20 protein-coding genes and 1 pseudogene are annotated in these 21,604 nt (G+C 71.8%); 10 read left to right on the top strand and 11 right to left on the bottom strand.

Annotation, left to right across the window (positions count from 1 at the left end; translation table 11 throughout):
* Positions 1 to 2,330 precede the first annotated feature (2,330 nt).
* Complete coding sequence (locus HNR73_RS19335; protein ID WP_184788925.1) at positions 2,331 to 2,525, top strand: hypothetical protein; 195 nt, start codon at positions 2,331 to 2,333, stop codon at positions 2,523 to 2,525.
* A gap of 300 nt (positions 2,526 to 2,825) precedes the next feature.
* Here the strand turns inward: HNR73_RS19335 and HNR73_RS19330 are convergent, their stop codons facing one another.
* The 3 genes and pseudogenes from HNR73_RS19330 to HNR73_RS19320 form a co-directional block, all read right to left on the bottom strand.
* A complete protein-coding gene (locus tag HNR73_RS19330) occupies positions 2,826 to 4,664 on the bottom strand; it encodes an acyl-CoA dehydrogenase (protein ID WP_184788924.1) in 1,839 nt (612 codons plus the stop codon).
* Between the two features lie 549 nt (positions 4,665 to 5,213).
* Positions 5,214 to 6,329, bottom strand: a pseudogene (locus HNR73_RS19325) (PP2C family protein-serine/threonine phosphatase); the annotation flags it as partial.
* A 383-nt stretch (positions 6,330 to 6,712) separates the two neighbouring features.
* Positions 6,713 to 6,868 carry a hypothetical protein gene (locus HNR73_RS19320; protein ID WP_184788922.1) on the bottom strand — a complete coding sequence of 52 codons (156 nt, stop codon included), beginning with the start codon at positions 6,866 to 6,868 and terminating at the stop codon, positions 6,713 to 6,715.
* A gap of 35 nt (positions 6,869 to 6,903) precedes the next feature.
* Here HNR73_RS19320 and HNR73_RS19315 point away from each other — a divergent pair, with 35 nt between their 5' ends.
* Together HNR73_RS19315 and HNR73_RS19310 are read left to right on the top strand one after the other, a co-directional pair.
* The gene (locus HNR73_RS19315) at positions 6,904 to 7,389 is read left to right on the top strand and encodes a GNAT family N-acetyltransferase (protein ID WP_184788921.1); all 486 of its coding nucleotides are present in this window, start codon (positions 6,904 to 6,906) and stop codon (positions 7,387 to 7,389) included.
* Positions 7,386 to 7,700 carry a DUF3467 domain-containing protein gene (locus tag HNR73_RS19310; protein WP_184788920.1) on the top strand — a complete coding sequence of 105 codons (315 nt, stop codon included), beginning with the start codon at positions 7,386 to 7,388 and terminating at the stop codon, positions 7,698 to 7,700. Before HNR73_RS19315 ends, HNR73_RS19310 begins: the two co-directional genes overlap by 4 nt.
* Here HNR73_RS19310 and HNR73_RS19305 read toward each other — a convergent pair.
* The 3 genes from HNR73_RS19305 to HNR73_RS19295 all read right to left on the bottom strand — a co-directional run bounded on the left by HNR73_RS19305 (position 7,697) and on the right by HNR73_RS19295 (position 11,230).
* Positions 7,697 to 8,536: an alpha/beta fold hydrolase gene (locus HNR73_RS19305; RefSeq protein WP_184788919.1), complete on the bottom strand. Its 840-nt coding sequence runs from the start codon at positions 8,534 to 8,536 to the stop codon at positions 7,697 to 7,699. The genes HNR73_RS19310 and HNR73_RS19305 overlap by 4 nt on opposite strands.
* Before the next feature lie 7 nt (positions 8,537 to 8,543).
* Entirely contained in the window at positions 8,544 to 9,824 is a 1,281-nt protein-coding gene (nhaA, locus tag HNR73_RS19300) for a Na+/H+ antiporter NhaA (protein ID WP_184788918.1), read from the bottom strand.
* Between the two features lie 191 nt (positions 9,825 to 10,015).
* A complete protein-coding gene (locus HNR73_RS19295) occupies positions 10,016 to 11,230 on the bottom strand; it encodes an SGNH/GDSL hydrolase family protein (protein WP_184788917.1) in 1,215 nt (404 codons plus the stop codon).
* A 113-nt stretch (positions 11,231 to 11,343) separates the two neighbouring features.
* Here HNR73_RS19295 and HNR73_RS19290 point away from each other — a divergent pair, with 113 nt between their 5' ends.
* The 3 genes from HNR73_RS19290 to HNR73_RS19280 all read left to right on the top strand — a co-directional run bounded on the left by HNR73_RS19290 (position 11,344) and on the right by HNR73_RS19280 (position 13,115).
* Positions 11,344 to 11,814, top strand: coding sequence for a peroxiredoxin (locus HNR73_RS19290; RefSeq protein ID WP_275414564.1), 471 nt, complete (start codon positions 11,344 to 11,346; stop codon positions 11,812 to 11,814).
* An 89-nt stretch (positions 11,815 to 11,903) separates the two neighbouring features.
* Positions 11,904 to 12,542 (top strand): YdcF family protein, encoded by a 639-nt coding sequence (locus tag HNR73_RS19285; protein ID WP_184788916.1) that lies wholly within the window; start codon positions 11,904 to 11,906, stop codon positions 12,540 to 12,542.
* A gap of 9 nt (positions 12,543 to 12,551) precedes the next feature.
* Positions 12,552 to 13,115, top strand: a complete 564-nt coding sequence (locus tag HNR73_RS19280; RefSeq protein WP_184788915.1) for a DUF1349 domain-containing protein — start codon at positions 12,552 to 12,554, stop codon at positions 13,113 to 13,115.
* Here HNR73_RS19280 and HNR73_RS19275 read toward each other — a convergent pair.
* The 4 genes from HNR73_RS19275 to HNR73_RS19260 all read right to left on the bottom strand — a co-directional run bounded on the left by HNR73_RS19275 (position 13,108) and on the right by HNR73_RS19260 (position 16,347).
* On the bottom strand, positions 13,108 to 13,647 hold the full coding sequence (locus tag HNR73_RS19275; protein ID WP_203686244.1) for a chloramphenicol phosphotransferase CPT family protein: 540 nt from the start codon (positions 13,645 to 13,647) through the stop codon (positions 13,108 to 13,110). The two genes, HNR73_RS19280 and HNR73_RS19275, sit on opposite strands and share 8 nt — an antisense overlap.
* 16 nt (positions 13,648 to 13,663) lie before the next feature.
* Positions 13,664 to 14,107 (bottom strand): hemerythrin domain-containing protein, encoded by a 444-nt coding sequence (locus tag HNR73_RS19270; RefSeq protein WP_184788914.1) that lies wholly within the window; start codon positions 14,105 to 14,107, stop codon positions 13,664 to 13,666.
* 59 nt (positions 14,108 to 14,166) lie between these two features.
* Entirely contained in the window at positions 14,167 to 15,036 is an 870-nt protein-coding gene (locus HNR73_RS19265; RefSeq protein ID WP_184788913.1) for a polysaccharide lyase family 20 protein, read from the bottom strand.
* Between the two features lie 114 nt (positions 15,037 to 15,150).
* Positions 15,151 to 16,347 carry a DUF418 domain-containing protein gene (locus tag HNR73_RS19260; RefSeq protein WP_184788912.1) on the bottom strand — a complete coding sequence of 399 codons (1,197 nt, stop codon included), beginning with the start codon at positions 16,345 to 16,347 and terminating at the stop codon, positions 15,151 to 15,153.
* A 111-nt stretch (positions 16,348 to 16,458) separates the two neighbouring features.
* Here HNR73_RS19260 and HNR73_RS19255 point away from each other — a divergent pair, with 111 nt between their 5' ends.
* Positions 16,459 to 17,211: a TetR/AcrR family transcriptional regulator gene (locus tag HNR73_RS19255; protein WP_184788911.1), complete on the top strand. Its 753-nt coding sequence runs from the start codon at positions 16,459 to 16,461 to the stop codon at positions 17,209 to 17,211.
* A gap of 1 nt (position 17,212) precedes the next feature.
* Here HNR73_RS19255 and HNR73_RS19250 read toward each other — a convergent pair whose 3' ends face one another.
* Positions 17,213 to 17,608 (bottom strand): DUF4440 domain-containing protein, encoded by a 396-nt coding sequence (locus HNR73_RS19250; protein ID WP_184788910.1) that lies wholly within the window; start codon positions 17,606 to 17,608, stop codon positions 17,213 to 17,215.
* A 112-nt stretch (positions 17,609 to 17,720) separates the two neighbouring features.
* On the opposite strand from HNR73_RS19250, the gene HNR73_RS19245 reads away from it, so the two are divergent.
* The 3 genes from HNR73_RS19245 to HNR73_RS19235 all read left to right on the top strand — a co-directional run bounded on the left by HNR73_RS19245 (position 17,721) and on the right by HNR73_RS19235 (position 21,598).
* The gene (locus tag HNR73_RS19245) at positions 17,721 to 18,305 is read left to right on the top strand and encodes a dihydrofolate reductase family protein (protein ID WP_203686242.1); all 585 of its coding nucleotides are present in this window, start codon (positions 17,721 to 17,723) and stop codon (positions 18,303 to 18,305) included.
* Positions 18,306 to 18,389: 84 nt separating this feature from the next.
* Complete coding sequence (locus HNR73_RS19240) at positions 18,390 to 18,821, top strand: hypothetical protein (protein WP_184788908.1); 432 nt, start codon at positions 18,390 to 18,392, stop codon at positions 18,819 to 18,821.
* Positions 18,822 to 18,973: 152 nt separating this feature from the next.
* On the top strand, positions 18,974 to 21,598 hold the full coding sequence (locus HNR73_RS19235; RefSeq protein ID WP_184788907.1) for a VWA domain-containing protein: 2,625 nt from the start codon (positions 18,974 to 18,976) through the stop codon (positions 21,596 to 21,598).
* The last annotated feature ends 6 nt before the right edge of the window (positions 21,599 to 21,604 follow it).

Raw genomic sequence — 21,604 nt, 5'->3', positions numbered from 1 at the left:
GGACGGCCCGGACGACTCCTACGCCTCACACGGCTCGCATGGCTCCCGCGCCTCACACGACGGACGGCCCGGACAACTCGGACCCCTCGCACGCCTCGCACGCCTCGCACGCCTCGCACGCCTCGCACGCCTCGCACGCCTCGCACGCCTCGCACGCCTCGCACGGTGAACCTGGCTCACCACCCACCAGGGCAACGCAGCCACGCCCCGCGACATGGGTGACACGGCCGAGCGCCTGGCCGGTGCCCAAGCCGAAGAGAGGCGAGTGCACCCCTGCCCGCCGGGTAGCCGATAGCCGGTGCCGGGCCGAACCGGGACTACGCCACACCATGCACGGCCGCGCCGAGTCGGCCATCACGAACCGCAAGCCGCAAGCCGAGCGCAGAGGAGCGAACGGCGGACGCCGAGCGGCAGACGGCAGACGGCAGACGCCGAAGCAAAACCGGATGGCGAGGAACGAACCCGGCCGGCGAACCCCGATTCCAGGCGGCGAGAGACGGACCCGCCCAGCCGCAGACCGGCCCCCACCACGCCGGTCTGACCCGATCGCTCGCGAGCACTGCCCACTGCCGCCACCGCCTGCCCGCGACCACCACCCACCCCAGCCGCCGTCCTGCCACATGCCCGCGCCCGCCAAGCAGGCATCACCTGTAGCCACGAGGCGAAGGCGAGACCCGGGAAGCGGGAGCTGGAGGCGGAAAGCGGACGGCAGGCTGCGCCGCGCGCCCGTCCGGGAGGCGGGTAGCGGACGGCGGGTCCGCACACCGAGCAGTGGTCTCGGCGCCGGGTCCGGGAGACGAGTGGTGAGCGGCCGAAAGCGAGCGGTGGACGGCGGGTCTCGGCGCCGGACCCAGTGGCGCAAGGTGGGCGGCCGGAAGCGGACAGCACGCGGGAGATGGCGCCACGGGCCGATCCGGGCGGCAGGCGACAGGCGGCACCACGGGCCGGTCCAGGCGGCGGGCGGCGGGCGGCGGGCGGCGGGCGGCGGGCGGCGGGCGGCGGGCGGCGGGCGGCGGGCGGCGGGCGGCGGGCGGCGGGAAGTGAACCCGGTCTGCCAGTCCGGGCGGCGGCAGGCGGGAAGCCGGAGGGGGAGCGAACGGCAGGCGGTGGCAAGTCCCAGGCCCAGGCCCGATGGCCTGCCTGGGTCCGGGTGGCAGACCCGAGCGGCGGGCCGGATACGAGTGGCGGGAGGTGGCAACGGGAGGCGCGAGGGTGCCGGTGAATCCGCGTTCGGGTGATGGGAGGCGAGGAAGGAGCGCAGGCGATGGCAGTAGCGGTGGCGGACAGCGGGCAGCCGGTGACGAGCGAACGGGATGGATCGCGGGCGCGGTCGCGGATGGTGGCTCGCGGGTCGCGGGTCGCGGGTCGCGGGTCGCGGGTGACCAGCGAACCGGACGGGTCGCTGAGACAGGCGGCGGGTCCCGATGGCGGGAGTTGGGAGCCGGGAGGCGAACGGCAGGCGGTGGCAAGTCCCGGGCCCAGGTTCGAGGCGAGTCCGGGTCCGAACCTGGCTTCGGGTCGCGCGAGGTGGGAGGCGGAAGCCGGGGAGAAGGACGCAGGCGGTGATAGGCGGCGAACCATGGCGGCAACGGCGGGGGGCAACAGACAGCGGATGACCAGCGGACCGAACGGGTCACGGCGCCGAGGCGTGGGCGACGGATCTCTCGCGGCAGGTCGCGGGCGCGGATGGCGGGTGCCGGATGGCAAGGCGCGGATGGCAGGTCGCAGGTGGCGGGTCGTGGATGGCGGGTCGTGGATGGCGGGTCCTGGGTGGCGGGTCCTGGGTGGCGGGTGGCGGGTCGCGGGTCGCGGGTCGCGGGTCGCGGGTCGCGGGTCGCGGGTGCCGGGTGGCGGGTCGTGGATGGCAGGTCGCGGCTGGCGGCCAGCGGGTCGTGGGTGCCGGTCGTGGGTGCCGGTGGCGGGTGACGGGTGGCGGGTGGCGGGTGACGGGTGACGGGTGGCGGGTCGCGGGTCGCGGGTCGCGGGGAGATGAGAACCGGCAAGCGGAGAGCGGGGAGCAAACGGCTGGCGGCAGCAAGTCCCGGGCCCGGTTTCGAGGCGGGCTCGGATACGGATCGCGAGCGGCGGAAGGCAGGTCCGGGAGGGGGTGGCGGAGACAAGCGTCGGGGCGCGGGAGCCGGGACCCGGCGAGGAGACAGCAGGCGGCGACAGGCGGCGGCAGGCAGTAGCCGTGGCGGCGGGCAGCAGGTGACCAGCGGGCTGGACGCCTCGCGGGCGCGGCAGGCAAGTGGCGGGAGGCGAGACGTGGGCAGCGGCTGACCAGCGAACCGGACGCGTCGCGGGAGCGGGAGGCGAGACATGGGTAGCGGATGGCCAGCGGTCCCGAAGACTCGCGGGCAGCGGCGGCCACGGGCGCGGCCATGGCCGGACGGCGGCCGGCGCTGGCGGTGGTCGCGGGCAGGCGGCAGCGGCAGCAGCAGCAGCAGCAGCAACGGCAGCAGCAACGGCAAGACCCGCGAGCCCCACCCCGCAACCTCCCCCGCCACCCCACCCCGCCGGGGTGAACTCTGCCGCGTAAGGCGTGGTGGTCGACGCAGCCGCCCCGCAACCCAAAACCCACCGCACCCCAGGGAAGGCCAGAACCACACCGCCCAGGCGGCGGAGCCGACCACCACGCCCAGCGGCAAGCGGGCCGAAGGCCCGGAGGCGAAGCCGCGCAGCGGCGCCAGCCGCATCGCGAGCGCAGCGAGCCAACCAGCACAGAACACCCGCCCCGGTGTCCACCATCCGGGGCGGGTGTTCGACCTGCACCCTGTGAGCAGAGTCTGTGGTCGACCGCGTGGGTCTGTCTGTGCGGTGTCGGTCTAGAACGCGGCTTCGTCGAGGTCCATGGCGTCGTAGGTGGCGTTTTCGACGATGGCGCGGTCGGAGATCAGCCTGGGCAGGACTTCGCTGGCGAAGAACCTGGCGGAGGCGACCTTTCCGCGGTAGAAGTCGTCTCCGCGGCCGTCGGCGATGGCCTTGAGGGCGACGTCGGCCTGCTTGGCGAGGAGCCATCCGACGACGACGTCGCCCATGGCGAGCAGGAGTCGTCGGGAGTGCAGTCCGACCTTGTAGAGCGCGCGGGGTTCTTCGCCCTGCGACGCGCCGAGGTGTCCGCCGAGTGCCCCGAGCATGGCCTGGGCGTTCTCCAGGGCTTTGCCGAGGGATTCGCGGACGGGCTTGAGCTCTTCGGGTCCGTCGGTGGCGACGAAGGTCTGGATCTCGCCGGCGACCTTCATGAGCGCGAAGCCCTGGTCCTTGACGATCTTCCGGAACAGGAAGTCGAGGCTCTGGATCGCGGTGGTGCCCTCGTAGAGGGTGTCGATCTTCGAGTCGCGGACGTACTGCTCCAGGGGGTAGTCCTGGAGGAAGCCGCTGCCGCCGAAGGTCTGGAGCGATTCGGAGCTGAGGAGTTCGTAGGCGCGTTCGGAGCCGACGCCCTTGACCAGGGGGAGCAGCAGGTCGTTGACGCGCTGCGCTTCCTTGGACGCTTCCTCGTCGCCGGCGTCTTGGGCCATGAGCTGCTTGTCCTGCCACGTCGCGGTGTACGTGACGAGGGCGCGGAGGCCTTCGGCGTACGCCTTCTGCAGGAGCAGGGAGCGGCGGACGTCGGGGTGGTGGGTGATGGTGACGCGGGGGGCGTCCTTCGACGGGGTGAGCAGGTCGGCGCCCTGGACGCGCTGCTTGGCGTATTCGAGGGCGTTGAGGTACCCGGTCGAGAGAGTCGCGATGGCCTTCGTGCCGACCATCATCCGCGCGTATTCGATGATGAGGAACATCTGCCGGATGCCCTCGTGCTTCTCGCCCATCAGCCAGCCCTTGGCGGGCTCGTTCTCACCGAAGGTGAGTTCGGCGGTGGTGGAGACCTTGAGGCCCATCTTGTGCTCGATGTTGGTGGCGTAGACGCCGTTGCGGGCGCCGAGTTCACCGGTCTCGGGGTCGAAGTGGTACTTCGGCACGACGAAGAGGCTGAGGCCCTTGGTGCCGGGTCCGCCGTGGCCTTCGACGCCGACGGGGCGCGCGAGCACGTAGTGGATGATGTTGTCGGTGAGGTCGTGTTCACCGGAGGTGATGAAGCGCTTGACGCCTTCGAGGTGCCAGGAGCCGTCGGGCTGCAGGTAGGCCTTGGTGCGGCCGGCGCCGACGTCGGAGCCCGCGTCGGGTTCGGTGAGCACCATGGTGGCGCCCCAGCGCTTCTCGGCGAAGAGTTTCGCCCATTCCTTCTGCTCGTCGGTGCCCTCGTGGTGGAGGGTGTGCGCCATGCTCGGCCCGCTGGCGAAGATCCACACGGCGGGGTTGGAGCCCAGGACGAGTTCGGCGAGCGACCAGATCAGCGACCGCGGCGCCCACGTGCCGTTCATCTCGGGGGGCAGGCCGAGGCGCCAGTACTCGGCGTCCATGAAGGTCTCGTAGGACTTGCGGAACGCCTCGGGTACCTCGACGGTGTTGTTCTTGGTGTCGAAGACCGGGGGGTTGCGGTCGGCGTCGGCGAAGGACTCGGCGAGGTCTTCGCGGGCCATGCGGTCCATCTCGCGCAGGATGTCCCGGGCGGTCTCCGCGTCGACGTCGGCGTAAAGGTCCCGGCCCATCATCTCGCTGGCGCCGAACACCTCGAACAGGTTGAACTCGATGTCTCGGAGATTGCTCTTGTAGTGGGACATCCCACGCCTCCTACTCGTCAGTACGTCCGAGTTTATTACTCGCGGGTAACCAACGGCAAGTGGGTCGCCCAGATACATACGGTCAGGTAACGGCGGTAACCCTGTCGGGTTAACGACCCATCGACGTTCGTCACCGTTTGTCGCCGTCGTCGTTGAGAACAGTGAACCGGACATCAAGGTGGGAGGTGCCGAATGTTCAGCACTGTCACGACCTCGGACACGGGCGGTGGGTCGCCCGGCGAACGCGACCGGACCTTACTCGCGCGCATCGTGGGCCGGGTGGGTTACACCGGGCGTCACCGCGCGCGGCCGGCGGTCGCCCGACACTCCTACGGCGAGTTGACGGACATGCCGTACGTGTCCGTCGAGGAGTTGCTCTCGCACGAACGTTAAGACGTCTCAGCGCCTTCGGGCGCCGAGCGAGTCGGCGGGGGGAAGCGCCGACGAAGGGGTGGGATCGCCCACGGGGGTGGCGGGCCCGGGAGGCGTGGGGACGTCGACCGGGCCCAGAGCATTGCCGCCGTTGCCGTCCTGGCGACCGCGTTCGGCGACCGCCCAGCTCGGCGCGGCCTCCTCGGCACCCGGGCGCGGGCCGGTGTACTCGACCAGGACCAGGGCGATGTCGTCGTCGAGCGGTCCGCCGACCCATTCGCGCAGCGCGCTCTCCAGGGAGGCGAGACCGTCGCCGACCGAGCCGTGCCCGAGCAGGCCCCAGGCGCGCTCGGAGATCGGGAAGAACTCCCCGGCACGCCGGGCCTCGGTGAGGCCGTCGGTGTAGAGGAGCAGGCGGTCACCGGGCTCCAGGCGGTGCGAACGCAGCGACACGACCGGCATGAACCCCAGCGGGGGCGCCGCCGAGGGCGGTTCGAGGAGCTGGACGCGGCCGTCGCGCAGGAGCATGGGCGGCGGGTGGCCGCAGTTGACGATCGTCAGCGAACCACCGCGCTCTTCGAGGAGGGCCGCGGTGACGAAGTCCTCGTCGCCGACGGAGCGCGCCACGGCCCGGTCGAGGTCGGCGACGATCGCGCGCAGGTCGGCGCGCTCGAAGGCGACGTGCCGGTAGGACCCGAGGACCGTGCTGGCCAGGCGGACGGCGTCGAGACCGTTGCCGCGCACGTCGCCGATGATCATGCGGGTGCCGTACGGCGTGTCGACGACCTCGTAGAGGTCCCCGCCGATGTCGGCGGCGGTGCTCGCCGAGACGTAGCGGGCGGCGAGGTTGAGGTGGCCGATCTGCGGGCCGAGGGGTCTCAGGACGGCTTCCTGCGCGACCGAGGCGAGCCTGGTCAGCGTGTTCATGCGGTCGAGCTGGCGCTGGCGGGCGACGGCGGTGGCCATCGCGATGCCCGTGGCGACGACGATCGCGGCGATGTCGGTCGCCTCGCCCAGCTCGACGGTGTGGGCGCCGTAGGAGGTCACGCCAAGGCCGAACATCGTGCAGGCGAGGCCGAGGAGGCCGACCGAGCGCCACCCGGCGAAGGCCGCGGCGACGAAGGGCGGCGTGGCCAGCAGGCCGACGACGCGGGGTGCGGGACCGTCGGCGAGTTCGACGGCGGCGATGAGCGCGAGCAGCACGACGGCCGCGCCGATCCCGGCGCGCGCGTCGGGGCGCGTCCAGGATGCGCGTGAGCGGGCGGGGCCGCGCAGGCGGCTTGCTCGTGCCATCGCTGCTTTCGGTCGGGTGCGTGGAGCACGCATATACGGACAATCATGATCGTCGCTGTTCAGCATGACGCGCGTTACGGGGAAAGGGGACCCCTTTCCGGCCGCCTCTTCGGTCCTAATGCGCGAGCCGTACGGATGATGTGGGGGAGGAAGGATCGCACCAGGTGAGGGGTGGTCACGCGGCGGGGTGGAGGTCGTGCGGGTGCACGCGTGGCGGCACGTGCGGACGGCGGGTTCGGGCCGGCGTGGGCGGTGTGGCCGCCCTGTTACGGCCGTCGTCGTCGCGGTCCGAGGAGCTCGGTTTCACGCCGATGCCGACGAGGGGGGTGTTTCGACCATGTGGCGGGCACCGGCGACGGCTTCGACGCGACGTATTCGGTGGCCTACGTCTCGCCGCTCCCGTGCCGGACGTCGACGGTGCGGTCCTCCCGCGCGGTGAGCTGCCGGTCATGGGCGGCGGCCTCGTCGCGCCCGCCGCCGCGTTTCGGCAGGTGTCCGGCGTGGATCCGCCCGGCCGAACCCCCGGTGGTCCGGCTCATGGAACCACCCCTCCGCATCGGCTAGCCTCGCGCTCATGAGTGTCGAGTTCCGCCTGGAGTCCTACGACGGCCCGGCCGCCCAGGAGCTGATCGACGAGGTCCAGCAGGAGTACGTCCGCCGCTACGGCGGCCCCGACGCGACGGTCCTGGCCGCCGCGGACTTCGCGCTGCCCAACGGTGTCTTCTACGTCGCCTACCGCGAGGGCCTGCCCGTCGCGACGGGCGCGTGGCGCGCGCACGGTCCCGCCGACGCGGAGATGAAGCGCCTGTACGTGCGCCCGGCCGCGCGCGGTCTCGGCCTGGCGCGGCGGATGGTCGCGGTGCTTGAGGAGTCGGCGCTCGAAGCCGGCCGCGGCCGGATGATCCTGGAGACCGGCAGCGAGCAGCCCGAGGCGATCCGCCTCTACACCTCACTGGGCTACGCCCCGGTGGAGCCTTTCGGGCTGTACGCCGACGAGGACGGCGCGCTGCATCTCGGCCGGGTCCTGGCCGCCGACGGTGCGGTAACGTCAGCCCGATGAGCGAGCTCCCCGACCGCCGCATCTCCCTGGACATGCCCGCCGATCTGGAGTCGGGCGTCTACGCCAACTTCGTGGCGATCTGGCATGACGCCGAGAGCTTCACCCTCGACTTCGCGACCACCACCAGGCCGCCCCAGCCGCACGAGGACACCAACACCGGGGAGCGCTACCTGAACACCCCGGCGAAGGTCGTCGCCCGCGTGAAGATCCCGCCCTCGCAGGTCTTCGAGATCATGAAGGCCCTCGAACGGCAGCTGACCGCGTGGGAGACCGAAACGGGCTCCAGGCGGGAAACCCCGAGCGAGGACTAGCCGAGGAAACCCTCGACGGCGGCGGTGAACCCGTCGGCGTCGTCGAGCCACGGGAAGTGCCCGGCACCGGCGAGGACGGTGCACTCGGCGTCCGGGAAGAGCCCGGCGATCGCGGCCGCGACGTGCGGTCGCGGTGCTCCGTCGAGTTCACCGGCCAGCACGAGCACCCGCGTGTCCCATTTTCCGGCGACGGCGAGCGCGGCCACCGGGTCGAAGGCCTCCGGCCGGGCGTAGACGGCGCCGGCGTCGGCGTTGCTCTGTTCGTCGTCGAGGGCGCTGTGCGCCTTGGCCGCGTCGTCCCAGCGGCCGTAGAAAAACGGCGTGCCGGTGGCGAAGTCGTCGTCGGTGCCGGTCCCGTCGAGTAGGCGCAGGAAGGCCTCGTGCGCCTCGGGAAACCACTTCTCACCGGCGCGGAGGCCGAAGACCTCGCGGCGCTGTTCGGCGGTGAAGTCGACGCCGAGCGCGCGGGCACGGGCGGTGACCATGACGAGGTTCGCGACCCGTTCGGGGTGCGCGGTGGCGTAGAGCAGCGCGAGGTCCCCGCCCGCCGAGTGGGCCAGGACGTCCACGCGGTCGAGGCCCAGGTGCTCGCGGAGGGCCTCGACGTCGCCGACCTGCCGGTCGGCGCGGTAGCTCGCCGGGTCGGCGGGGATCGCCGAGTCGCCGGTGCCGCGCAGGTCGAACAGGATCAGGGTGCGGTGGCGGGACAGGCCGCCGAGATCGCCGAGGTAGGCCGAGGCGCGCATCGGCCCGCCGGGGACGCAGAGCAAGGGCGGTCCGTCGCCGACGGTGCGGTAGGCGAGCGCGGTCCCGTCGGGGGCGGTGAAGGTCGGCATCGCGACATCATCGTTGATACACGTCGGGGATGCCATCGGAATCCTCGTCGCGTTCCTCGTCGTCGTACATGCGCCCGTAGATGCGGTTGCGCCTGCGCAGCAGGCCCGTGGCGAGCACGGCGGCGATGAGCGAGCCGATCAGCACGGCGGCCTTGACCTCGTACATGAGCGTCTGGTCGTCGAAGGCGAGTTCGGTGATCAGCAGGGAGACCGTGAAGCCGATGCCGCCGAGGACGGCGATGGCGAAGACGTCGCCCCAGCCGAGTTCGGGGTTGAGTCGCGCGCGGGTGAAGCGCGCGGCGAGGTAGGTGCCGAGGAAGATGCCGAGTGCCTTACCGGCGACGAGGCCGACGACGACGCCGAGTGGTTCGGGCCGGGTGAACACCCCGCCGATGGCGTCGGCGGAGACGCTGACGCCCGCCGCGAACAGCGCGAAGAGCGGTACGGCGATGCCCGCCGACAGGGGCCGCAGCACGTGTTCGGTGCGTTCGCCGGGTGATTCGTGCCGGTCGTGCCTCTCGTCGAACTTCGCGCGCAGCAGCAGGCCCATGGCCACGCCGGCGACGGTCGCGTGGACGCCGGAGGTGTAGGTGAGGCCCCAGATGACCAGGCCGAGCGGCACGTAGAACCACCAGCCGCGCACGTGGAAGCGCTGGAGTAGCCAGAACACGACGAGCCCGGCGGCGGCGAGGGCGAGCGCGAGGACGTCGAGGGTGCCGCTGTAGAAGACGGCGATGACGAGGATGGCGAAGAGGTCGTCGACGACGGCGAGGGTCAGCAGGAAGGCGCGCAGGGCGGCGGGGAGGTTGGTGCCGATGACGGCGAGGACGGCGAGCGCGAAGGCGATGTCGGTGGCCATGGGCACGGCCCAGCCGTGCATCTCGCCGCCCGCGCCGCCGACGATCGTCACGTAGAGGACGGCGGGGAGGACGACGCCGCAGATCGCGGCGATGACGGGCAGCGCGGCGGCCGAGGGGGTGCGCAGTTCACCGACGACGAGTTCGCGTTTGAGTTCGATCCCGGCGACGAGGAAGAAGACGGTGAGCAGGCCGTCGGCGGCCCAGTGCCCGACGGACAGGTCGAGGCCGAGGGCGGGGATCCCGAAGTGGAAGTCGCGGACGGTCTCGTAGGACGCCGACCAGGGCGAGTTCGCCCAGACGAGCGCGATGACGGCGGCGATGAGCAGGACCATGCCGCCGACGGTCTCGGTGCGCAGGGCGCGGGTGACGGCGCGCCGCTCGATGAGCGGGAGCAGGCCGAGGAAGCTGCGGCGGTCGTTGCTGGTCATGGTGACTCCGGGGCCGGACGTGGGCGTGGCGAGGTACCGCCGACCAGACTTCCCGGCACTCCAGTCGCGACCGCGGCCGTGCGATGACGGCCGTTGACGTGACGTTGACACCCTACCGGCACGTGATCAGTGTGGTCGTACGTCCCGGTTCGGGCGGGGAAACGAGGTTTCTCGTCTCCCCGCCCGGGGGTTCACAGGGTGGCGAGGTCGATGGTGTCGGCCATCGCGGCCAGGCCCGCGTCGTTGGGGTGGAGCAGGTCGAGGGTGGCGTACTCGGCGCGCATCCTGTCGCCGCCGGGTTCGGCGAGCGCGAGGTCGAAGTCGGCGACGGCGTCGTATTCGCCGCCGGTGCGGATCCAGTCGTTGACGGCGTCGCGGATCGCCTCGGCCTCGGGACTGTCGTAGAAGGAGCCAGCGATCGGGGTGATGGTCGCGCCGATGATCCGCACGCCTTCGGCGTGGGCGGCGGCGATGAGGGCGCGGTGGCCGTCGATGAGCGTCTCGGCGGTCAGGGGGCGGCCGAGCCAGCCGGCGAGGCCGATGTCGTTGACGCCTTCGAGGACGACGACGGTCCGCACGCCCGGCTGGTCGAGGACGTCGTGCTGGAAGCGGTGGAGACCCGACTCACCGGCGGTGGCGCTGTCGTTGAGGAGTTCGTTGCCCGACAGGCCGGTGTTGAGCACGCCGTAGGGGAGGCCGGCGGCGGCGATCCGCTCGGCGAGGCGGTCGGGGTAGCGGCCGTCGGTGCCGGGGGTGGCGCTGACGCCGTCGGTGATGGAGTCGCCGAAGGTCACGACGGACGGCGAGGGGCGTCCGCCGACGTCGACGCGGCTGAGGAAGTAGGAGGCGTGGTTGCGCCCGGTGAAAGCGGCCGCGCGCGGGTCGAAGCGGTGGTCGCCCGCAGCGAGGTAGGAGGTGTCGGCCGAGGACTCGTGGAAGGTCGCGGGGCCGGTCGGGGCGCTGAAGTAGAGGGTGATGCTGAGGCGTTCGAGGGCGGCGACGCGCAGGTAGGCGGCGTCGCCGGTGCGCTCGGTCCCGGCGGGGACGGTGGTCGAGGCGCGGCCGGCGAAGGTGAGCGGGCGCAGTGTCCCCGGCCGGACCGCGCCGTCGGCGCCGGGCTTACCGATGCTCGCGCCGGTGACACGCAGCGGGCCGGTGCCGTAGCGGTTGGAGATGGTGACGCGCACCGAGTCGCCGCCGCGGCTGACCCGCAGCTCTTGGCGCAGCGACTGGCCGTCGAATCCGTCGAGGGACCAGTTCGGGCCCTGCCAGCTCTCGCCCGCCGGGGCCTGCATCGCCCGCGCCCACGTCGCCGACCACGGCCGCTGGTGCGCCGAGGCGGGGGCCGCGACGAGCGCGAGGGCCGCCGCGACGAGCAGGACGAGGAAGGTCTTCTTGGTTGTCATATCGGCAGACTACGAGGACTTGCGGACAGCTTCGGTCCGCAATCAGAGGCGCCGCCGGTCGCTGAAACGGCTGGACTAGCGTGGTCGGCATCCGCCGAACGGAAGGACCCACCGTGAGCGTGCAGACCGGCGACCTCGTCGACGATTTCAGCCTTCCCGACGAGACCGGCACTCCCCGGCGCCTCAGCGAACTGCTCGCCGACGGCCCGGTCGTACTCTTCTTCTACCCCGCGGCGATGACCCGCGGGTGCACCGCCGAGTCGTGCCACTTCCGCGACCTCGCCGCCGAGTTCGGTGAGCTGAAGGCGCAGCGCGTCGGCATCAGCCGCGACTCGGTGGAGAAGCAGAAGGAGTTCTCCGACAAGCACGGTTTCGACTACCCGCTCCTGTCCGACCCCGACGGGACCGTTGCGACCGCCTTCGGTGTCCGCCGCAAGCTCGCGCTGGGGGCCCTGTCGACGAAGCGGATGACCTTCGTCGTCGGGACCGACCGGCGCATCCTCGCGGTGATCCGCAGCGAGGTGAACATGAACGGGCACGCCGACGAGGCGCTGGCGATCCTGCGCGAGGCCGCACAGGGCTGATTCCCGGTTCGCTCCCGCACGGCCCGCCGCACCCGGCGGGCCGTGTTCTCGTGGTAGACCGGGTGGATGGACGACGAAGCGCGGCCGGGATGACCACCGACGATCTCGGCCTGGCCCAGGTCGTCACGATGACCGCGTACGTCGACGTTCACGTGCCGCCGCCCGAGGACCTGCCCGTCGCCGTGTTCGTCTTCGGCACCAAGCAGATCCGGCCGGTCGAGATCGCGGCCGGGCGGCACCTGCGAGGAGCCGCGCCGCTGGTGATCGTCACGGGCGGCGTGAACCGCCACGACGGCCGCGTCGAAGGGCCGTGGATGCGCGACGAGCTGATCGCGCGAGGCGTCGCCGCGTCGGCGATCCGGGTCGAGGAGACCTCGGCGAACACCGAGGAGAACGTGCGGAACGCGCTCGCGCACATCGGTGAGGCGATCGACGGCGGCCTGCGGCTCGCGGCCGTGAGCAAGTGGTACCACCGGCGGGCGATCCACGCGCTGGCGACGCACGCGCCGGGGATCGAGGCCTTCTACGGCATCGGCTACGAGCCGGGCTACGGCGGGACGCCGATCACGCGGGGGACCTGGCCCGACCATTCCGACGGCCGCCCACGCGTGGTGCGGGAGTTCGGCGAGTGCCGCCGCCGGGTCGCCGACGGCGAGTGGCGGGAGGTGGCCGTCGAAGGTGGGGCGTGGCGGGCGTTGAGGGCGTCGCCGGCGTCGCCCACCGGGTAGACATGGTCCATGACCATCACCGCGTTCGGCACCGACGGCTGGCGCTGGCTCCACGAGCCCGCCGCGTGGTCCGCGACCGACGGCGTCGTCGAGGCGACGACGCGGCCGGACTCCGACTTCTGGCGCACCACGCACTACGGCTTCATCCGCGACAACGGCCACGTCCTCGGCCGCGACGTCGAAGGCGACTTCACCCTCACCGCGACGTTCTCCGGCGCCTACCGCGACCTGTACGACCAGGCCGGGGTGATGTTGCGGCTCGACGAGGAGAACTGGGTCAAGACCGGGATCGAGCTCGTCGACGGTGTGCGGCAGCTCAGTGCCGTGGTGACGCGCGGGGTGTCGGACTGGTCGGTGGTGCCGCTGCCGGCCGCTCCGGCGTCGGTGACGCTCGCGGTCGAGCGGAGGGGCGACACCGTGACCGTCCGATATGGACTCGACGGCGGTGAACCCGCGACGATGCTGCGCCTTGCCTACTTCCCGCCGGACGTGGGGGTTCTGGCCGGGGTCATGTGCGCCTCGCCCGACGGTTCGGGCTTCACGGCCCGTTTCGAGGAGGTCGCCTTCAGGTGAGCGCGGCGGCGATGCGCGCGGCCGCGTCGGCGGGCGTCAGCGTCGAGGTGTCGACGACGACGTCGTAGTTCATGCCGATGTGAACGGTCTCGGCCTGTTTCGCCGCCATGCCGGGAATCCGGTCGCCGCGGGCGGCCTCACGGCGTGCGACGACGTCGACCGGGCAGTGCACGCCCACCCACAGCGCCGGGAGTCCGGCGAGCAGTTTCAGCCAGGCCCGCTGCGACTCCCCGCCGTGCAGGAACACCTCGTCGACGATGACCCGCGCGCCTTCGCGGGCCATCGTGACGAGTCCGGCGTCCCATGCCCTGTTGAGCGCGGCGAAACCGGCGCCCGGCTGGACCGAGCCGTCCGCGCCGAAGGCGAGGCCGTCGCCGTCGCCGCCGTCGAGCAGCCACGACGGCCCGGCGTCGATGAGGTCGTCGACGCCGAGCAGCAGCCACGGGTCGGACAGGGACTCCTGAAGCGCGCGGGCCAGCGACGACTTGCCGGAGCTGGAGCCGCCGTTGAGGATGATCAGCCGGTAGGTCACGCGGATACCGTACGGCTCAGTGCCCGGCCTCGACGAAGCCTTTCTGGCGCAGTTCGGCGACCCGGCGCTCCTCGAAGGCGCGGCCGAGGTCTTCCAGGCGGCTCGGCGAGACCGCACCGGCGAGGACGGGCAGGATCTCCTGCTCCTCCTCCTCGACGTGGTCGCGGACGGCGCTGACGAAGTCGTCGAACACCGGCGCGAAGTACTCCGTACCCAGGAGCCGCTGCGCCTGGGCGACCTTCTCGGCGGCCTCGTCGTGGACGTGGTTGCCCTCGTAGACGGGCTCACCCGGCATCAGGGCCGGGAAGACGTGGTTCTCTTCGGCGAGGTTGTGCGCCGAAAGGCGCGCCTCGATCTCGGTGAGCAGCGCGAACGGCTCGTCGCCCTCGGCGGCGCGCACGCGGCGGAAGAGATCTTCGAGCAGGCGGTGGTCGGCGGTGATCGCGGTGACGGCGTCCATGTCGAGCCTCCTGTATCGGGTGAAGATCCCTTACCCGGGAGTCGATGCGGTCAAACCGGTCAGGGCCGCGAAGGGTCGACGGCGGCGAAACTCCCGCCGACGGCGATGTTGTCGTGCATGACGACGCGGTTGGGCACGTCGGTCGGTCCGGTGTTCCACGCGGGCTTGTAGACGCCCCACTTCAGGTAGCCGCGCGGGCCGACGTCGTTGAAGGTGTTGGGGCCCTCCCGGGTCGCGAGGACGTTGACCCAGCCGAGGTTCCTGCTGCTCTGGTGCCAGGCCTCGATCTCACCGTCGGCGTCGTGGTCCCAGACGAAACGGAAGACGAAGTCGTTCCACTGTCCGGTCTTGACCGCGGCGAGGTCGAAGCTCGTCTTGGCGATGGAGCCGGCCGTCGAGCAGGGCGCGGCGTCAGAGTTGACGCGCAGCCGCCACATGCCGCTCGGCTGGACGCTGAGGAAGGCGCTGGGGACTTTCGAGGCCTCGCAGGAGTCGGGCCAGTTGTGCCACTGGAAGACGATGTCCTCGCGGCTGTCGGTGGCCCAGGTACTGGGGATGTAGACGCTGAAGCCGTAGTAGGCGGCGGTTCCGGAGCCGAAGAGCGTCTCGCTCATCGTGATGGTGTGGCTTTCGGCGCGGGTGCCGCCCTTGACCATCGGGTCGCCGTAACGGAGGTTGCTGCGGACGGCGTTACCGCCGGTGCGCGCGAGGTCGGTGACACGGAGGGAGACGCCGGGGCAGCACTGGTTGTCGAGGCCGAGCTTCGGGAAGCCGGAGTCGAGCGTGCCGGTCTCGTAGGTGACGCGGGTCGTGGCGACGGCCGCCGCCGCCGCGGGTTCTTCGGCCACGGCGTGCGGGGTCGTGGCCGCGAACACCGCCGCGGCGGCGAGCGGGACGAGGACGGCGGCGAGTTTCGCGCGGGCGCGCATGCGATGGTCCTTTCGCGACGGATGGGGTCGCGGCGAGTATCGCGGGGGTGGTGCGGGGGCGCCTTGAGCGAAACTTGAGCGGGGTGAGGGCCTTCGCCCCCACCCCGGGATCCACTATCCCCTGCGCCCGTAGGTCAGCCGCCGCAGCAGCCGTTCCGCCGGTCCGGCGTGCCCGCGCCGTTCGAGCGCCCGCGCGCCCAGCACCGTCGCGGCCCACACCGCGACGGCGATGACCAGGCCGGTCACCGTCGGGCTGCCGAAGGCGTCCCCGAGGCCGAGCGTGAACGGCAGGAGCAGCACCAGCCACGCCACCGACTGCGTCAGGTAGCCCGACAGCGAGCGCTTCCCCAGCGCCGACAGCGATGCCACGACCGGCCCGGTTCGCCCGGACCGCATGACGCGCATCGCGATCAGTCCGATGAGGGCGATGTAGCCCGGTCCGGCGAACATCCCGCTGGCTCCGTGCAGCATGAGCATGAGGCTCGCGGCGCCCTCGTCGACGTGCAGCCATCCGGCGCTGAGCATCGCGGCCGGGAAGCCGCCGAGCACGGCGATGCCGAGACCCGCGACGGCCGTCCACTTCAGCAGTCCCTTGTGGCGGGCGGGCTCTTCCAGGACGCGGCGGCGGGCGGCCCACATGCCCAGCCACGCGATCATGATGAACGGCAGGACCGTCAGGGTGTGCGTGGGCCATTCGGCGAGGCGGTCGAGCATCGACGCGACGTACCCGTCGGCGGTCAGCGACGCGATGGGACTGCTGGGCATGGCGGCGGTGCCGTCACCGGACATCGATGTGTACGCGATGACGCCGAGGACGAGCACCTCGACGGCCGAGAACGCCCACAGCGCCAGCGCGATCCGGTGGAACCTGTCGCCCCTGCGCAGGAGCACGAGGGTCATGACGACACCGACGATGCCGTAGGCACCGAGGAAGTCGCCGTAGTAGAGCAGCGTGGCGTGCACGAGGCCGAACACGACGAGCCAGAGGTTGCGGCGCAGGAGGACCGCGCGGACCTGCGCGGGCGTCGCGCCGGAGGCGTCCTGCCGCCGGGCGAGCTGGACGAGCCCGTAGCCGAACATGACCGCGAAGACGGGGTAGCCGCGGGCGTGGACGAGTTCGAAGAGCAGGAAGGTGAGGCCCCGGTCGGCGCCTTCGGGTGCGGGGTCGAAGCCGGGTTCGCCGGCGAAGACGACTCCGGCGACGTTGGCCAGCGCGATCAGGAGCAGCATCGCGCCCCGGGCCAGGTCGGGCGCGAGGGCGCGTTCGGCCCGCTGGACCGGGCCTCTCGCCGGTGCGGTGACGGTGGTCATGTGGCTGCCTCTCCCCGAGGGTTACATTAGTTTCAGAGACAAAGTATCACAGGCAAACAAATGAGGTCTGGCATGATGGTGCCTGATTCACCGGGGGCATACGAGGGAGCCATGACCAGCGAGGACTTCGTTCCGGCGCCGCTGCGCCGACTGTGGGGCATCACCGAGTCCTCACGACTCGGGCGGCCCGCGGCCCTCGACGTCGACCGCGTCGTCCACGCCGCCGTGGCCCTCGCCGACCGAGACGGACTCGACGGCGTCACCCTCCCCAAGGTCGCCAAGACCCTCGGGGTCACGGGCATGTCGCTGTACCGGCACGTCGGCTCGAAGGACGAACTGCTGACGCTGATGGCCGACGTCGGCCTCGGCGCCCCTCCCGACACCGCGGCCGCCGACTGGCGCGCGGGCCTGCGCGACTGGGCGAGGGCCCAGCGCGCGGTCTTCGAACGGCGCCCGTGGCTGGCCCGCGTCCCCGCGTCGGGACCGCCGTCCGGCCCGCATCAGATCGCCTGGATGGAGTCCGCGCTGGCGATCATGGCCGGGACGCGCCTCGACTGGGCGCACAAGATCGGCGTCCTGTCACTGCTCAGCGGCTACGTGGTGCAGACCGTCCGGCAGGCGGGCGAACTCGCCGAAGGCCGCTCCGACGGGCAGGGCCAGGCCGACGCCGAACGCGACTACGGTCGCGCGCTGATGCGCCTGGTCTCGCCCGACCGCTTCCCGGAGACGGCCCGGCTGTTCGCGTCGGCGCTGTTCGAGGCACCGCCGCCGGAGACCCCCGACGGGGACATGGCCGACGCGGACTTCCTGCTGGGCCTGGAGATCATCCTCGACGGCGTGGCCGTGGAGGTCGAGCGGGCCTGACTCACGCGTGGTCGCGCCACGCGAAGGCCGTGATCCGCCAGCCTTCCGGCGTCATCGCGAACTGGAAGGTCTTCGTCCCGCCGCCCTCGAAGGGCTCGCCCTCCAGCACGCCCGACTTGCGGTACTCGCCGATCCGCGTGGCGACCCCGTCGGCGATCACCGTCTCCTCCGAGGTCTCCCACTCGGCGAAGCCCGTGAGGCGGCCGTCGGCGAGCAGGCGCTCGCGGGGTTCGATGAACTCGTCGACGGTGTAGGTCGTGAAGGGCTGCGTGCAGACGACGACGCCGCCGGGGATCATGAGCCGCCGGAGGCGCGCGACGTCGGCGCCGGTGCCGCCGCGATTGTCGAAGGCGCCGAAGAAGTCGGCGGTGAGGTCATCGATCAACTTCTTGGACATGGCGCGACCCTACGCGAAAGTTCTTCAGCCGGGGGCGTCGAAAACCCGGACGCGGCTTCGACCCATGGGCGAAAGGCCGGGCAGGCCGGTCCCGCGAACAAGGAGCACCGCGTTGAGCCGCACCGTCACCGCCAACCTCACCCTCTCGCTCGACGGCCGTGTCGCCGGCCCGAACGGGGACTTCGACATGGGCTGGATCGTGCCCCACGCGGTCACGCCCGGCGCGCAGGACCACATGATCCGCGTGACGAGACCCGCCACCACCGCCCTGCTGGGACGCAAGAACTATCAGGGCTTCTCCGGCTACTGGCCGTCGGTCGCCGAGGATCTTGCGGCCGATCCGCGCAGCCGTGAGTTCTCGCGCTGGCTGAACGAGGTCGAGAAGGTCGTCTTCTCCACGACCCTCGACAACACCGACTGGTCCAACTCCCGCGTCACCGCGGAGGACCCGGCGGCCGTCGTGGCCGGACTGCGCGAACAGCCCGGCGGGGACATCGTCGTCCTGGCCAGCATGAGCGTCATCCGCCGCCTCCTGGAGGCCGGCGAGGTCGACCGGCTGAGCGTCACGCTCTGCCCGGAGATCGTCGGCGGCGGCACGCGCCTCTTCGGCGACGGGATCCAGGCGTCGTGGACCCTCGCCGAGTCCCACCCGACCGAGAGCGGCGCGATCTGCCTGGTCTACGAGCCGAAGAGGTAGCGGACACGCGGCCCGCCACGGTGTCAGCGGCCGCGTCCGGGCGATGTCAGTGCCGTGTCCGGACGGACGGCGATGGTTACGGACATGACGAACCGCAGCGCTTCCTCGCAGACCCCGACCCTCTCCGCCGACGACAAGGCGATCCTCCGCACCGCCGCCTACGGCGCGGTCCCTCTTCTGGCCTACGCCGACGTGGCGGGCTCGCCCCACAAGGCCGTCACCAACGGCAGCCTGGCCCTGACCTCGGCGACCGGCACCGTCGGCCACGTCCTGGCCGCCAGGACCCGTGACGTCAAGCTCAAGACCAGGTCCGCCGCCGCTCTCGCCGACCAGGTCCTGCCGGCCCTGAGCGCGGGCGTGCGCCTGCTCAAGGCGAAGGCGCCGACCGAGGCCGCGAACTTCCGCGGCACCGTCCTCGTCGCCGTCGAGGCCGCGGCCCAGGCGGGCCGGGGCGCGTCGAACCCCACCGTCGCGGCGATGGTCGGGAAGGTGAAGGTCGCGCTGGACGCGGCATAGGCGAACGAGCGACATGGCGGCGGGCCCCCGGCGGGGCCCGCCTCACGTCGTCGGTCCCCAAGGGACCGAAGCTCCGTCCACCGGGGACACTAACTCACACGAATAGCGAGTTGCAGCCGGTCAACTACACAGAGTTGCAGCAGACTGTCGGGATGGCTAGCAAATGCTGGCGGTTCGCGACCGCCGCCCTCGTGATCGTGAGCACGCTGGCGCTCGTGCGGCCGGCCGACGCGGCACCCGGTGCGAGCAACACGACACTGACCATCAACAAGGGCGGCGACCGCACGGCGTCGCAGATCGTCGCGGGCCTGGCCGGGGCCACGTTCGACTTCTACGCGGGCACGCGTGCCGGACCGCCACCGGCGCCCGGATCGTCGGGGTCCGCGGGCTCCTGCGTCACCGACGCCGCCGGGCAGTGCAGCGTCGACCTCCCCGGCCGGACCGCCGGGACGGGCGCTCAGACCCAGGGCTACTGGATCGTGGAGCGGTCGGCACCCGCCGGGTTCTCCGCCCCGGGCACGCTGGACCTCGGAGCACCGCCGATGACGTCCACCCAGTACAACGGCATCTTCACCGGGCACGTCAACGACGCCCAGGCCTACTCCTTTCCCGCCGCCAGTACCGACAATGACAACCTCCAGGCGCGCGGCAGCGTCATGGCCGACATCCGCGACAACCCGGGGCTGCCCGACCGCTGCGGCCTCAAGATCGCGCTGCTGATGGACGTCTCCGGCTCCATCACCCCGTTTCTGGGCACCGTGAAGGACGCCGCCGACGGCTTCGTCGACGCCCTCACCGGCACGCCGTCCAGCATCGCGCTCTACAGCTTCTCCACCACCGCCACCCAGAACCTCGGCGCCACCTCGGTGTCCGACACCTCGGGCGCCGACACCGTCAAGGACGCCATCGACGGCCTGTCCGCCGGGGGCGGCACCAACTGGGACGCGGGCCTGTTCCAGATCGCCGCGTCGCCGACGACCTACGACGCGGTCGTCATGCTCACCGACGGCAACCCGACCTACTACGGTCCCAACGCGGCGGGCCCCGGCTCCCAGACCCGCTTCCGCGAGATCGAGAACGGCATCTTCTCCGCCAACGCCGTCAAGACCCTCGGCACGAAGGTCGTGGCCGTCGGCGTCGGTGACGGCATCAGTGGTTCCGCCGACAACCTCAAGGCCGTCTCCGGCCCGGTCGCCGGCAGCGACTACGTCCAGACCGGCTACGACGAGCTGGCCGCGGTGTTCCGGGAGATCGCGCTGCGCGCCTGCGCCGGGACGGTCAACGTCGTCAAGAAGATCGTGCCGCCCAGCGGCGGCGTCGCCGACGCCGTCCCGGCCGGCGGCTGGACCTTCAGCACCGACACCGCGAACGTCACCCCCGCGAGCGGGCAGACCAGTGTGGACGGCGGCGCCCTGAGCTTCAGCGCCGATCTCAACGGCGCCGCGTCGATGCCGGTCACCATCACCGAGGACCAGCAGAGCGGGTTCACCCTCGTCCGGGACGGCGGGAAGAACGCCACCTGCACCTCCGGCGGCGATCCGGTCGACTCCACCGACGACGGCGCCCTCGGTTTCACCGTCGACGCCCTGCGCAACGCGATCGTCACCTGCACGGTCTACAACCGCGCGCCGATCCCGCTGGCGCAGGTGAAGGTCGACAAGAAGTGGATCATCAACGGGACCGCGTACGCCGACGGCGCCCAGCCGACCGACTTCCAGGCCGCCCCGACGCTCACCGGGCAGGACGCCCCGGTCTTCGGCGCCACCTACGGCGGCTACCACGAAGGCGACGACGTGAACGTCGGCGAACAACTCGCCGACGCGATGCTGCCACCGGGCTGCTCCAACGAGGCGGGCGGCGACCTCGGCGACCACACGCTGGCCGCCGGTCTCAACACCTTCGAGATCACCAACAAGGCCACCTGCGAGACCGGGCTGACCCTGTTCAAGGAGATCGTGGGCCCGGACGGCATGGACGCCGCCGACCCGAACGCGTGGACGCTGAACGCCTACCCGCCCGGCTCGGAGACGCCCGTCGTCACCGGCACCACGGGGGTCGACGGGACCGTGGAACCGAATGTCACGTACGCGCTCGGTGAGACCACGCTCGCGGGGTACGTCCAGGAGGTCGTCCCGAGCGCGACGATCACCCCGCCCTCGACGGGCTCCTGGCACTGCGTCCTGCGCCACAGGGACGGCACCATCGGACCCGAGTTCGACGGCCTCAACGGCGGGGTGACCGTCGAGCTGGGGCAACACGCCGAGTGCACCGCCAAGAACCTGAAACTGCCGACGCTGACGCTGCGCAAGACCGTGTCGAACACGCACGGCGGCACCGCCGAGCCCGCCGACTGGACGCTCAACGCCGTCCCGGACGCCGACGGCGCCGCGACGATCAGCGGCGTCGACGGTGACCCGTCGGTGACCGACGCCGTGGCCGTACCTCGCATCGCGTACACGCTTTCCGAGACGGGCGGCCCCGGCGGCTACGAACAGGTCGGCGAGGTCGCGTGCGTCAACGACATCACCGGCGACGCCGTCGTGACGCCCGGCGGGGTGCTGAAACTCGTCTACGGCGACGACGTCACGTGCACCTTCGCCAACCGCGACAAGGGCGACGAACCGACCCCGCCGGGCCCCGGCCCGAACCCGCCGGCGCCTCCGGGCCCGGAACTGCCCACGACGGGCACCCGGACCGGGCTGGCACTGGGCGCAGGGGGGCTGCTCGTGACCCTCGGCGCGGGACTGCGCATCCTGGTCCGGCGCCGGACGGCCTGACGCTCG

The sequence above is a fragment of the Phytomonospora endophytica genome (assembly GCF_014202425.1).
Lineage (GTDB): Bacteria > Actinomycetota > Actinomycetes > Mycobacteriales > Micromonosporaceae > Phytomonospora > Phytomonospora endophytica.
This window is presented reverse-complemented; position numbering and strand designations above follow the sequence as displayed.